At 60.0% G+C, this 13,386-nt stretch carries 12 protein-coding genes; 7 read left to right on the forward strand and 5 right to left on the reverse strand.

Features of this window, described 5'->3' with window-relative positions:
* The first annotated feature begins 219 nt into the window (after positions 1-219).
* Complete coding sequence (locus A15D_RS16455; protein WP_102792816.1) at positions 220-714, forward strand: Lrp/AsnC family transcriptional regulator; 495 nt, start codon at positions 220-222, stop codon at positions 712-714.
* A 262-nt stretch (positions 715-976) separates the two neighbouring features.
* The gene (locus A15D_RS16460) at positions 977-1,438 is read left to right on the forward strand and encodes a flavodoxin family protein (protein WP_102792822.1); all 462 of its coding nucleotides are present in this window, start codon (positions 977-979) and stop codon (positions 1,436-1,438) included.
* 230 nt (positions 1,439-1,668) lie between these two features.
* Here A15D_RS16460 and A15D_RS16465 read toward each other — a convergent pair whose 3' ends face one another.
* Positions 1,669-2,427, reverse strand: coding sequence for an enoyl-CoA hydratase-related protein (locus tag A15D_RS16465; RefSeq protein WP_102792823.1), 759 nt, complete (start codon positions 2,425-2,427; stop codon positions 1,669-1,671).
* A 143-nt stretch (positions 2,428-2,570) separates the two neighbouring features.
* Here A15D_RS16465 and A15D_RS16470 point away from each other — a divergent pair, with 143 nt between their 5' ends.
* The gene (locus tag A15D_RS16470) at positions 2,571-3,365 is read left to right on the forward strand and encodes a RimK family alpha-L-glutamate ligase (RefSeq protein ID WP_102792817.1); all 795 of its coding nucleotides are present in this window, start codon (positions 2,571-2,573) and stop codon (positions 3,363-3,365) included.
* Here the strand turns inward: A15D_RS16470 and A15D_RS16475 are convergent.
* A complete protein-coding gene (locus tag A15D_RS16475) occupies positions 3,311-4,528 on the reverse strand; it encodes a hypothetical protein (RefSeq protein ID WP_199175973.1) in 1,218 nt (405 codons plus the stop codon). The genes A15D_RS16470 and A15D_RS16475 overlap by 55 nt on opposite strands.
* A gap of 173 nt (positions 4,529-4,701) precedes the next feature.
* Between A15D_RS16475 and A15D_RS17275 the strand changes: the two genes are divergently transcribed.
* Positions 4,702-4,848 (forward strand): hypothetical protein, encoded by a 147-nt coding sequence (locus tag A15D_RS17275; protein ID WP_158245825.1) that lies wholly within the window; start codon positions 4,702-4,704, stop codon positions 4,846-4,848.
* Between the two features lie 22 nt (positions 4,849-4,870).
* On the forward strand, positions 4,871-6,106 hold the full coding sequence (gene serB / locus A15D_RS16480) for a phosphoserine phosphatase SerB (protein ID WP_102792818.1): 1,236 nt from the start codon (positions 4,871-4,873) through the stop codon (positions 6,104-6,106).
* Positions 6,107-6,246: 140 nt separating this feature from the next.
* On the opposite strand, the gene A15D_RS16485 is transcribed toward serB, so the two are convergent.
* The 3 genes from A15D_RS16485 to epmB all read right to left on the reverse strand — a co-directional run bounded on the left by A15D_RS16485 (position 6,247) and on the right by epmB (position 11,511).
* On the reverse strand, positions 6,247-8,319 hold the full coding sequence (locus A15D_RS16485) for an EAL domain-containing protein (RefSeq protein ID WP_102792819.1): 2,073 nt from the start codon (positions 8,317-8,319) through the stop codon (positions 6,247-6,249).
* Positions 8,320-8,522: 203 nt separating this feature from the next.
* Positions 8,523-10,298 (reverse strand): hypothetical protein, encoded by a 1,776-nt coding sequence (locus A15D_RS16490; RefSeq protein WP_102792820.1) that lies wholly within the window; start codon positions 10,296-10,298, stop codon positions 8,523-8,525.
* 205 nt (positions 10,299-10,503) lie between these two features.
* Positions 10,504-11,511 (reverse strand): EF-P beta-lysylation protein EpmB, encoded by a 1,008-nt coding sequence (gene epmB / locus A15D_RS16495; RefSeq protein WP_102792825.1) that lies wholly within the window; start codon positions 11,509-11,511, stop codon positions 10,504-10,506.
* 45 nt (positions 11,512-11,556) lie between these two features.
* On the opposite strand from epmB, the gene efp reads away from it, so the two are divergent.
* Both efp and epmA read left to right on the forward strand, forming a co-directional pair.
* Positions 11,557-12,126: an elongation factor P gene (efp, locus tag A15D_RS16500; RefSeq protein ID WP_022985368.1), complete on the forward strand. Its 570-nt coding sequence runs from the start codon at positions 11,557-11,559 to the stop codon at positions 12,124-12,126.
* A 2-nt stretch (positions 12,127-12,128) separates the two neighbouring features.
* Positions 12,129-13,064, forward strand: a complete 936-nt coding sequence (gene epmA, locus A15D_RS16505) for an EF-P lysine aminoacylase EpmA (RefSeq protein WP_102792821.1) — start codon at positions 12,129-12,131, stop codon at positions 13,062-13,064.
* The last annotated feature ends 322 nt before the right edge of the window (positions 13,065-13,386 follow it).

A 13,386-nucleotide genomic window follows, 5' to 3' on the forward strand; every position in this document is an offset into this window, starting at 1 on the left:
ACGCAAGGAGTTATTCAGAGGCTCCTTAGTTGTCGATCAGGGCGCCGGTAGGCACCGGTAGCGGCAAAGAGAGGCGCCCGGCTTGTGGCCGTCTGCATCATCGCCCTACGAGAGATACTTTACGGCGCAACGCGCGCAATGTGCTTGCTTTATCAGCCCGATTTCGGCTTTATTGGCAATATTATTGCCAAAAATCGCAGATAACGAGAGAAACCACACATGAAGACGTCAGAACTGGCAAAACTGGATCGCACCGACCTGCGCATTCTTGAAGCGCTGCAGAGCAATGGCGGCCTGAGCAACCAGCAGCTGGCGGAAGCCGTGGGCCTGTCGCCCTCGCCCTGCTCACGGCGGGTGCAGAAGCTGGAAGCAGCCGGCATCATCATCAAACGGGAAACCGTGCTGGATGCCCGCAAGCTGGGGCTGGATCTGACCGTGATGATCCAGATCAGCATGGATCGCCATACCCCGGAGCGCTTCGCCAACTTCGAGGACAAGGTGGCCAGCTTTTCGGAGGTCCAGCAGTGCTATCTGGTTACCGGACAGGATGCAGATTACTTACTAAAAGTGGTGGTGCCGGACATCGACGCCTACCAACATTTTCTGCTCAACCAGATCACCCGGATTGAAGGCGTCAGCGGGGTGCATTCCAGCTTTGTCATGCGGCGGGTGGTCGATACGGCGGCGCTGCCGTTGAACTATGTTGAGGCGTGAGGAACAAGGGGAGGAAGGAGAGCTACCGAGGCTTCTTTTGTGGGCTGCTGGCGTGTCTATAAATACGCTACCGGGATCTTGGCCTTGCTTGAGCTCGGATCGCAATGCAAGCATGGCTCCTACAATAGGCACAGGTTATTGATTGGCGCCGAACTCGACGATCTGGAAGGATTCTCTGTTCTCAGGGAAGTCGTGGGGGCTTCCGCTGGCGTCGCATGTTGCTGCTATGCTGGCCTTATCGACCGCGTTGAATATTCGGATCATGAAACATCTGCTGATTGTCGCCCACGCCCCCTCACCCAACACGCTCAAGTTACGCGAGGCTGCGGCCCGCGGGGCCGGGCATGAGGATATCGAGAACGTCTGCGTGACGGTGAAGGCACCGCTGGAGGCGGGACCGGAGGATGTTCGGGCCTGCGATGCCATTCTGCTCGGCACCACCGAAAACCTGGGCTACATGAGCGGCGCCCTCAAGGATTTCTTTGACCGCAGCTACTATCCAGTGCTGGAAGAAAAACAGGGGTTGCCCTGCGCAATCTACATCCGCGCCGGCCACGACGGCACCGGCACCCGGCGGGCAGTGGAGACCATTGTCACAGGATTACGCTGGAACTGGGTGCAGGATCCACTGGTGCTACGCGGCGACTGGCAAGATGCGTTTGAAGCCCAGGTGGAGGAGTTGGGGATGTATCTGGCCGCGGGGTTGGATGCGGGGGTGTTATAGCTTTGAGCTGTGAGGCGCGGGGAGGGTGTGTAGAAGCAGATGTGCACTGCCCGCGCACAACCATAGTGCTAGCACTGTCTCGTAGGGCGGAAATGGGGGGAATGCCCATCTCCGCCGATAACGCCCGTTTCCGCCCTACACAAACACCTTGGCCCGCGGGGCAAGGCGATTCCGTCCGCACCTGCCTATCCCGCGCCTCGCAGCTCAAAGCTGATCGCTCACAGCTGCTTTTACTTGCTCTTACTCAGCATCGCCGCGATAACGGCCTTGGCTTCGTCGCCCTGCAGCAGGTCACCGAACAAGGCCAGATCTTCCTTGACCACTTCGTACAGGGGCTTGTTGATGGATTCGCGCATCAGGCGCTTGCTCTCGCGCAGGGCGCGGGGCGGTTTCTTCGCCAGTGCCACGGCCCAGTTGCGTGCGGTGGCCTCCAGCTCTTCACGTTTCACCACCTTGGCCACCAGCCCGGTTTCGTAGGCTTCCTGTGCCAGCATCGGCTCACACAACAGCAACAGGCGAGCGGCCCGCTGGTAACCCAGCCAGGCAGGAATCAGCTTGGCAGAGCCGGCTTCCGGCACCGCGCCCAGATCCGCGAACGGGGTGATGAACTTGGCGTCTTCGGAGGCCACCACCAGATCCATGTGCAGCAGCATGGTGGTCCCCACGCCGACTGCATTCCCCTGCACAGCGGCCACTACCACCTTGGGGAAATCATGGATCGCTTCGATAAACGCAGCGGCAGCCGGGGCTTCGCCGGGCGCAGCATTGAGGAAATCCACCAGGTCGTTACCGGCACTGAAGGACTTCCCCTCACCACTGAACAACACCACACGGATATCATCGCTCTCTTCCGCTGCCTTGAGCAGCTTGACCAGATCCCAGTACATGACACTGCTCAGGGCATTGAGCTTGTCCGGGCGGTTCAGGGTAATTTCCATTACAGATTCGGTGTTTTTCACCAGAATCAGATCACTTTCCAATGTCGGCATGGTCACGACGGCTCTCCCAAAGTATTTTGTCGAGCAAGGCTAGCCGCAGCGCCTGCCCCTGCCAAGGGCGAATCACGACAGATAATGATTGACCCGCCAGTCAAAGCTGATTAAAAAAGCGCACCTTCTCTGAGATCACCACCGTGAAGCTGATCACTTTCGATCCTTTTCGCACCCTGGGACTACCCGGCGTACGCTATATCAAGCCTGAGCACATGCAACAGCACCGAGAGGAGCTGGCGGCGGCAGACTGGCTGTTGTTTCCCGGGTACTGGCAAATCAACAGCCTGCACTATGTACTCAAGCGGCGCATCTTTCCGAGCCTGAGCAGTTACCACCTTGGCCATGACAAGGTCGAGATGACCCGCGCCTTGCAAACGGCCTGCCCGGACCATGTACCGGAAACCCTGATCTGCGCTTCGGCTCCCCATGGCATCCAGCAAATTCTGGATCAGTGGCGCTTTCCGTTCGTGGCCAAGTCTGTGCGGTCCAGCCAGGGCATGGGGGTATGGCTGATAGAAAATCGCCAGCAACTGCTCGACTACGCGGAACGGGAAAGCGTGCTTTACGTACAGAAGCTGCTGCCCATAGTCCGGGACCTGCGCATCGTCATTGTCGGCAGCGAAGTGGTCGCCAGCTATTGGCGCGAGGGGTCGGGTTTCCTGAATAACGTCAGCCAGGGCGGGCGGGTCCGCACTGATCTACCCGTGCCGGAACAGGCGATTTCACTGGTGTCCGGTCTGGCCCGTTATCTGGATATCGACCACGCCGGGTTCGACGTGGCCATGGTGGATGACCATCCATACATTCTGGAGTTCAACCGGTTATTCGGGAACACCGGCGTGCCGGGGCTGCCACAGCAGATCTCCGCGGCCATGAACCGCTACCTGCTGGGCCCGGCCGAGCCACCGACCTCGGACACCAGCGTTTCTGCCTGAGTCCGCAGCAGCGTCTGATAGCGGTGCGCCAGCTGCTCGACGGGCTGTAGCCGCACACGGTGATCCCCTGCCACGACCACCTGCGCTTTCTCTGGCTGATAGAGTGCCTTCACGTCCAGCTCGGTACTGGAAAGCTGCGCCTCCGGCACATGCAAGCGCCCGGGCACGCCGGCCACACACAACGACCAGGCTTCATTTTCATCACGGTCGGTGGTCATTAACGCCTTGAACTCCAGCGTCACCCTGCCCTTCTCTTTACGCAGTGGCGCGAGCAACCGCACCACACGCAGAAACAGCAGGCCTGTACACAGGGCCGCGAACCCCGCCTGCGAAGACGCCGCCTGAGTGAAAACCACCCCGGCCTGCTGGCCTACCGGGGCGCTGACCTGCCCCCCATAGACCGCCGCCGCTCGCTGCAGCATTTGCTGGTATTCCGCGAGCACCTCTTCCAGCGCATCCTGGGCAAAACGCTGGCGAATGGATTCAAAGTTCACAATGCTGATACGCAGTTGGGCGGTGATGCTGTCCGGGTCGGGCAGGGGCTGCTCCTGCTCCAGCCCCTGCGGCCCAAGTGGCTCTGGCACCACAGGGTCGGGCAGCACCGCAGGCGCAGCAACAAACCCGGGGGATGGCTCGGGTACCGGCTCCTGCACTTCTGGCGGCAACAAACGCTCGCGCACCACCGTGAATGCCAGGCGCAACAGCAACACACACAGCACGGCCAGAACAAAGCCTGCCTCAATTTGCTGGCGCGGCACGAGACTGTCTTCGCCCAGCAAGGTCAGACTGCCTGCCAGCTCACCATCCGGCAGCGCCACCGGTACTGACACCCGCAAGGTGGACTCGCTCACCCCGGCCAACCCCACCTGCACTTCTGCCGGGTTCTGGAAGCGGATCCCCGCCACCGGGGGAAGGGCTACGGTTTCCCGCCCAATAAGATTAATGCTGATGGAATCTTCGCTGGCCAACGCTTCGGCGGCGCGCATGGCGGTTTGTTCCGCCAGTGCCTGCAGCTGCACCTCACGCTCTTCTTCCAAACGTGCGGAAAAGTGCTCGAGAAAGTAGATTCCGACTACCAGCATGGCCAGCAGCATCAGAATCAATTCGCGCAATAGCGTGTGTTGACGACCGATCCATGATCGCCATTGCTCCCAAAGGGACATAGGGGGTTTCCATCCGATTTTGTCTGGCCCGGAGTATACCCTGACCGGGCCCATTTGCGTTGACCGGGCTGACACCGTCTTCCCTGTCTGAACCGGGCATCGCTTGCAGGCAAGCTCCCTCAAGTTGCTCGCCCCACCGGGGAGAGCGCTCCTCGCTCGGCATGGGAAGCGCCGTGAGAAGCAGCCTGCTGGCGACCTGTATCGATGACTTCCCGGTAACCGCCGGCAGTGTCTTTGCGGGTGTTGGCGTATGTCAGGCGGCAGATATCTGCTACTCTTACGCGGTTTTTACCGGGAGCGGTCTGCTTCCCTTCGTTTGACTTCAGCCCCTGGAGCCCCTGCGTGCGCGAGATCATTCTGATTCAGGTATCCGGCAGTGACCGCCCCGGCCTGACTGCGGCTTTTACCCGGATTCTGGCCCGTTACCGGCTCAACATTCTTGATATAGGCCAGGCCGTGATCCACGACACCCTGTCGCTGGGCATGCTGGTGGAAACCCCCAAGGATGCTGATTCCTCGGCGGTACTCAAGGATGTGCTGTTCGAAGCTCACAAACTGAACATCAATGTTCGCTTCCGCCCCATTGACGAAGACCGCTACGAAGAGTGGGTGGCCGGACAGGGTAAAGATCGCCATATCATCACGCTGCTGGCCCGCAAGATTACTGCCGAGCAGCTGGCCGCGGTGACCGCCTCCGTGGCGGATAACGATCTGAATATCGACAGCATTGCCCGTCTGTCCGGGCGGGTGCATCTGGAAGGCGAATCCCAGCACGAAGACAACCGGGCCTGCATCGAAATTTCCGTGCGTGGCGAACCCAAAGACGCCGCTGCCATGCGTGCTGCCTTCCTGGGTATCGCCAACGATCAGAACATGGATATCGCCTTCCAGCGCGACAACGCCTACCGCCGCAATCGCCGACTGGTGGTCTTCGACATGGACTCCACCCTGATTCGCTCTGAAGTGATTGATGAGCTTGCCGTGGAAGCGGGAGTGGGAGATCAGGTGGCAGAAATTACTGAGCGGGCCATGCGCGGAGAACTGGATTTCAATGAGAGCTTCTCTGCCCGCGTCGCCCTGCTTAAAGGTCTGGATGAAGGCGCCCTGGAACGGGTGCGCGAGCGCATCCAGCTCACCGAAGGCGCCCAACGCCTGGTGAGCACCCTGCGCGCGCTGGGTTATCGCACTGCCATCCTCTCTGGCGGCTTTACCTGGTTCGGGCACTGGCTACAGGATTTGCTGGGCATTGATTATGTCCACGCCAACGAACTGGAAATCGAAGACGGCAAGGTTACCGGCCGGGTGGTCGGACAGATCGTCAACGGCCAACGCAAAGCGGAGCTGCTGCGGGAAATCGCCGCCCAGGAAGGCATCAGCCTGGAACAGGCGATCGCCGTCGGCGACGGCGCCAACGACCTGCCCATGCTCGGCGAAGCCGGCCTCGGCATCGCCTTCCGCGCCAAACCCCTGGTCAAACAAAACGCCGAACAAGCCATCTCCACCCTGGGACTGGACGGCATCCTGTATTTGATCGGCGTGCGGGACAAGGACCAAGCGGAGCTGCTGAAGAGCAGTTAACAGTTCGCGTTCGGCGAATGTCTTGTCTTTAAACGCAAGAGGCCGCGCCCGGGCTTTGGGTGCGGCCTCTTGCGTTCAAGAATCTAAAAACTCCAGTCCGCGTCGCTGTTAACTATTCACTGTTAACTGTTAACTGCCTTTTACGCTGTTTCCGGAATCTGCAAGCTATCCATCGGCGCTTGCAGATAGAACCCTTGCAGGTAATCCACACCGCCCAGGGTCCACAGGGTCTGCATCTGGGCTGCGGATTCCACGAACCCGATGACGGTTTTGCGCTGCTCCTCTTTGACCTGTTTGACGATCTCGGAGAGGCGCTGGCGGCCTTCGGCCTTGGATAACTCCTGCGTGAAGGAGCCTTCGAATTTCACCATCGTAGCCGGGATGTGCTGGAACAGTTTGAACGGGTCCAGACCGCCGCCAAACCGGCTGATGGAAACACCGCAACCGACACCCTTCACCTTTTCGGCGAACACACCGGCCTGCTTCAGATAAGTGGTCGCATCGCCTTCGCTGAGCTGGAAGACAAGGGCTGAACCTTCCATTTTGGCCGCTTTCATTGCCTTGAGGAGCCAGTCCACCAACGTCGCATCCGCCAGGGAACTACCGTTAATGTTGAGCACCAGTTTCACCGGATCCGTCATGGCAGAGGCTGCCCGCATGGCGTTAAGCACAACCCAACGGTCGACCTTGCCCGCCAATCCCAGTTCGGCTGCCACTGGCATGAAGTCCTTGGCTTCGAGCACGTCACCCTGCTTCTGGGGCAGGCTGACAAACACTTCGAACATGTGCTCACCATCGTCTTCCAGGCTCATTAACGGCTGGTAGTGCAGCTTGAAACTCCCCTGCTCCAGGGCCTGACGAAGCTGCATGCCAATGGCCTCGGACGAACCTGCCGTCACTTCGTCCATGGGGTCATGGACCTTGACGCTGTTGCCCTTGCCGTCGTTATTGCGCTGGGCCTGGTTACAGCATTTAAGTGCGGTGGTCAGGATATCCTGGCTGCTGCGGGCATCCTCACGCACGAATGACACCCCTACACTGGCAGTAATCTGAACCGTGCGGGCAGACACTTCCGGCATCAGCGTTTCGATACCAGCGCGCAGCCGCTCGGCCAGCTCAGACGCCTCGTCGATGTCTTCCACCGGCAAGAGAACAGCAAAATCTTCGCCATCTACCCGTGCCAGACGGGCATCGCCAACGTCAGTGGGCAACCACTGGGCCACAGCCCGCAGGATGTCATCAGCGCCATCAATGCCCAACGACGACTGGTGATGCTCAAAATCATCCAGGCGCAGATACAAAACCGCCGCCAGCTGGCTGTCGCGTGCCGCTGCGGCAACGGCATCATCCAGTTGATCCACAAACCAGGACCGGCTAAACAGCCCGGTTACCTGATCTTTCTGACTCATTTCCTGCAGCCGCTCTTCCAGATCACTCTGGTCTACCGCCGAGGTACGAATCACAATCTGGGTACAGGCTTCACCGTCGTAGGTGCTTGGCGAGAAGGTGAAGGTGGCATCGAACTCTTCGCCCTCGGTATTAACGCCCTTGCACTCCAGCTCCTGGGTCTGGTTTTCGTCCTGTGCTCGGCTGCGCAACAGTTTTTTCAGCTTGTCGTGGTCGGCGGCAGAGACCATGTCCATGATCGGCACACCAGCCAGATCGTCCGGGCTTTCATAGCCGAACATCTCGACATAGTTGTCGTTGGCATGGATATGCATGCCATCAAGCACATACGCAATAGCGTCGCGGCTTTGATCCATCAGCAGGGAGAGACGCTTCTCGGCATCGTGCAGGGCAATTTCAGAGTGCTGCAGCTCTTTGCGAACACGCACATATTCGATAACACGATCGACCATCAGGGCCAGAAGCTCACGATCACCCGCAGGGGCGACACTGCGAGCCCCCATTTCCAGGCCGGCTTTGAGGGTCTTCGCGGAAAAATCATCTTCGAGCAGGATAACGGGAATCGCCTTACCCAGACGATTGAGGTGGGCCATAGCGCTCTCGAAGGTGCCGTCGCCAAAGGTAGGGCGGCACAGCATCAGCTCCCAGGCACCGCCCTTGAGGGCTCGCAGCAGATCGTCTTCGCCGAGAGCAAGCTGCGCCCGGGTTGCCCTGCCCGCATTACGGAGCATATTCATCAGCTGCTCCGCCTCGTCCTGGGAATCATGGGCGATCAGCAAACGCAGGTTGTCCAGGGCATAGCTCATGGGTCAGTCACCGCTCTCGTCTGCCATACCGTCCAACAATCCTGTTCTGGCCACCTCCAGCGACGACTGGGCTCGCATGCTGTCAGGCATGCCAGTCAGTGTACGGGGAAGCGCCTGACCCATGGCAGAACAACTTCAGCTGCCGCATCCTCACGGCAAATGTGTATCCCGGGTGCAGATAGATTAGCACCCACTTTTTATTATTATAGGCTGGACCAGATAGAATCCAGCTCATCGTCATCTTCTCCATCACCGGAGGGCGGTTTCACAGGGGGAGCAGCCGGGGCGGCCAGATCCCGGAACGGATACTGACTGAAGCCCGATGCCCCCTGAACACGCCGCAGCAACTGTACGCGACCAGGCTCGCCTTGCTCAACCAGTTCCACCTTTACGCCTTCATTAAATCCGACAGTAGGCAACAGCAGCGACGCCGGTTGCCCTACAGCAGACAACTCCGGCAGCAGGATGGCACGCATGTAATCGCTGTCTTGCCCCTGCTTGCGCAAGGCCCGCGCCGCCACCGGGCGGCCACCGGGTGCCAGCAATTCCACGCCGAAACGGGCACCATGGCTTGGCAACTGAGTCACCCAGCGAATCACCGCGAGCATCCACTGGCTATGGGTGCTATCGCGCAGGGCCAGCAACTCACCGGTGCGCAGCAAGCTCGGGGTATTGCCCTGCCAGGACAGGCAATAGCCGCCAGGGCTGGCATTGACCTTCTGGCAATGATAGCTCTCTGGCAAACGCACTTCGGCGCTATTCCCGCCCGTCGCGCTGTCCATCTCGATGGTTTCGCCGGCATAGTCGGACTGGTAAGCCGACGCCCAGGGATCAGACTTGTGCTGCTTTTCCTTGGAAGACATCTTGATGTTGAGCAGGAAGGGATTGTTCTCCTCTTCCTCCCCCAACACCGACAGACTACCGCGCTCGACCATGGCCTCGAACGGCACCTTGCCGGAAAGAAAATAGTGAACACCCACCAACCCGAAACACAGCTCAACTTCGCCATTTTCGGGCATTCGTTTAAACGCCCGCTCAGTGAGCGCACCCCACACTTGTTGCAAGTGGTCGAGCAGGCCGTCATCCAGCCCCCGGGGCACCTTCAGGGTCGCCTCGTCGGGATTATCCCGCCAGGCGCACATCGCTTCGGTCAGACGGGAGGAGTCGATATAACGCCAACTTTCAGATGCCTGGGAAGCATGGGTCCGGTAGACCGGCGGCCGGTCTGCCTGCAGATCAAACACGAACAGGTCATCTTCGCTGCTGGCCTCACGAATGGACACCAGCGAGGCCCAGCTATAGGCCCCCTGATAGACCAGCGCCAGCTCCTGCTGACGTAACTGGTTCGGCTTGCTGGTTGCCAACAGCAGGCAACGGGCATAGGCAGACTGGATCGTGGACTCGCCCCCCTCATCTTCGACTGGGGTGCTGGCAATGCCGTGGAGCTCCGCGAGCAGATACAGCTGGTGCAGCTCCAACCACAGGTTACGGGGGCTGGGGAAATACAGTTGATAGCAGCGCAGCAGGGTGTCACCCAGCGCCGTAATGGCCCGGTGAATGGCAATGGTAATGGACTTGCGAGCTGCCTTGTCGCGGAAACGGCGCACCGCCCGTACCGAAACCAGCTTGTAGCCATTGGCAAGATGCCCTTGCAGCGCCTGGGCCAGACTCGCCACACGTCGAGCCTTTTCTGGCAACACCAGCGCCTGGTTCAGGTAATGCTTCTGGAGAGACTGGCAGACATGCAGAATCGAAGGGCGAACGATCTCCAGTAACTGGAAGCGCACCTTGGAATCCAGCGGCAGGCGGTTCAGCTCCTGAATGAACTGGTACAGCTGCTTGGCCGTTTCCCCCATGTTCATTACCGGCAGAGCGTCTACCCACTGCTGCAATTTTTTTGGCTGGTCAGCGCCTAGCGTAAGGTGCGGCAAGTCCTGCTCGGGCAGTTTCAACCGTACCGTCTGGGCTGGTTGCTCCATGAAGATAGTCCTTATCTCGGCGGCATCCAGGCTACCTGCGGGTTCTTGTTGAGAAACCCTCTGCGAAGCGCCTCACCCCCTGCGGGCCATAAGCCAGCGCATGCGAGGCGCCAAACCGGGTTCCTTATTATGAGTCCTGTGTCACATGACTTTACGACACAGTTACATGACTGTAAATGTCGCAAGTTCTTGCTATTTCAGGCTTTCAGCCAGCGAGCACCGTTTTGGCCGCCTCACCCGGCTCTTCCCTGGACAACCGCGGAACCAGAAAGCCCGGCAAACGACCGCGCAACTGGTGATGCAGGGCCATTGCCTGATCATCTGGCACGGCAAAATGGGCCGCCCCCTGAACCTTGTCCAGAAGGTGAAGGTAATACGGCATGATCCCCCCGTCGTGGAGACGCTCAGACAGTCTCACCAGCGTCTCAAGGTCGTCGTTGACCCCCGCCAGCAACACGCTCTGATTCAGCAGCGTGATGCCGGCCCGCTGCCATTGGCGAGTACGCTCCAGAAGCGACGGCGACAGCTCTCGGGGATGATTGGCGTGCAGCACCAGCACCGATCGCCAACGCGGGTCGGCCAGCTGCGCCAGCAATCCGTCGTCCAGGCGCTCCGGAATCACCACCGGGGTACGACTGTGAACCCGCAACCTCACCAGATGCGGGAGTGCGGCGAGCCCCTCCAGCAACTGCCCAAGGCGACGGTTATTGAGCGTCAGCGGGTCGCCGCCGCTGAGAATCACCTCGTTGATATCCGGCCGTTCTGACAACCATGCCAGAGCCTGCTCCCAGCGCTTGCCGCTCAGATGGGTCTGGTAAGGGAAATGACGGCGGAAGCAGTAGCGGCAGTGCACCGCACAGGCACCCGTCACCACCAGCAGGGCGCGACCGTGATACTTGTGCAACAGGCCTGGCACCGGGGTGTGATCGGACTCGTCCAGCGGGTCGGCGGTGTACCCCGGCTGCTCCAGCAGCTCTTCCGGCACGCTCATGACCTGCCGCAACAAGGGATCATCCGGATCACCGGGCGTCATCAACGCCGCATAGGCACGGGGCACCCGCAGCGGGAAATCCCGGGCCGCCGCCAACTGCTCGGGCAATGCATCCGCGGCCAATCCCAGCATTGACAATAGCTCCGCCGGATCCGTGATCAGATCGGCCTGCTGACGCTGCCAGTCGGGTAACTCCCAACCGGGCGCGTCCTGCGTTATCATTGCCAGCCTTTCCAATGCCATACATCAACCTTTGGAACATTATTTATGGCCAACTATTCTACCAGTGAATTCAAGTCTGGCTTGAAAGTCATGCTCGACGGCGACCCCTGCGCCATCATCGAGAACGAATTTGTGAAGCCAGGCAAGGGCCAGGCCTTCAATCGCGTCAAGCTGCGCAACCTGAAATCCGGCAAGGTCTGGGAGCGCACCTTCAAGTCTGGCGACTCTCTGGAAGGTGCCGATGTCATGGACGTGTCCATGCAGTATCTGTATGCCGATGGCGAGTTCTGGCACTTCATGGACCAGACCACCTTCGAACAGAAAGCCGCCGATGAAGCCGCCGTGGGCGATGCCAAGCTGTGGCTCAAAGAAGAGGACGTGTGCGAGATCACCCTCTACAACGGCGAGCCGCTGTCCGTTTCCCCCCCCAATTTCGTGGAACTGGAAATCGTGGAAACCGACCCCGGCCTGAAGGGCGACACCGCGGGCACTGGCGGCAAGCCTGCCACCCTGACCACCGGTGCAGTTGTCCGCGTTCCGCTGTTTGTTCAGACCGGTGAAATCGTCAAGGTCGATACCCGTACCGGTGACTACGTGGGCCGCATCAAGAGCTAGGCGTGAGCGACTGGCTCCCCACCGCCTCCCTCGAGGCCATCAAGGCGCGCGCCGAGCTGCTAGGCACGGTGCGCGCCTTTTTTGATGCCCGCAAAGTGCTGGAAGTGGACACCCCACAACTGGCGCACTACGGCGTCAGCGACCCCCACATCCAGTGCATACCGGTACCCGGCTACGGCTATTTGCAGAGCTCCCCCGAGTATCACATGAAGCGCCTGCTGGCCGCCGGCAGTGGGCCGATCTACCAGACCTGCAAGGCATTCAGAGATGGCGAAGCCGGAGGGAGACACAACCCGGAATTCACCATGCTGGAGTGGTACCGCCCTGGCTTTGCGCTCAAGGAGCTGATCGACGAGTGCCTGGCGCTGCTGGCCGAGCTGTTTCCGGATGCCTGCCGTCAGCACTATCGCTTCCGCTCCCTCTTCCTGCAGGCCACCGGCCTGGACCCCCTGACCGCCACAGACGAAGCCTTGAGAAAATGCGCCGAGCACCATGGCGCCCCGGCAGGTCTGGAAAAAACCGCGGCAGTGGATTACTTGATGGCGACACAGGTCGAAACCACCCTGCCTGTCGACCAGCTCTCGGTGGTCAGTGACTTCCCCGGCTGGGCCGCCGCGCTGGCACAAACCCATGAGGACAGTGACGGCGCCCTGGTCGCAAGACGCTTCGAGATCTATTACCGCGGGCTGGAGCTGGCCAACGGCTACCAGGAGCTCACCGACCCGCAGGAGCAATCGCGCCGCTTTCACCAGGACAACGCCCTGCGAAAACAGCAGGGATTACCCCCCATGACTCCGGACACTCACCTGCTCGCGGCCATGAATCACGGCCTCCCAGACTGCAGCGGCGTGGCCATGGGGGTAGAAAGATTGCTGATGGCACAACAAAAGGCCGGCCGCATCGATCAGGTCATCAGCTTCCCCTGGGATCGAGCCTAAACTCAACCCCAGGAAAACACGCCCCAAAACAAAAGGCACATCGCGGATTAACGGGAATCGCCCACAGAGAAAAGCCGTCTTTCCTCAGCACCCTTTGTGCCCTCTGCGGTAAAAATGCTTTTGATCCTGGTCCGGGATCGCGCCGCCACCGAGCGTAGCGAAGGAACGCCCGCAGGGTGAGCGAGCGAAGAACCGACTCTCCTTGCAGGGTGCTTTCTATTTGTGTGTGGCGATGGGGGGAGAGAATCGCTTGCAGGCAAGCTCCCACAGGTGGCATCACCAAGGTACAGAGCGCGGATCGGTTTCTTTGTAGGAGCGTCGC

Origin of the sequence: Alcanivorax sp. MD8A (genome assembly GCF_002888555.1) — a bacterium.
Lineage (GTDB): Bacteria > Pseudomonadota > Gammaproteobacteria > Pseudomonadales > Alcanivoracaceae > Alcanivorax.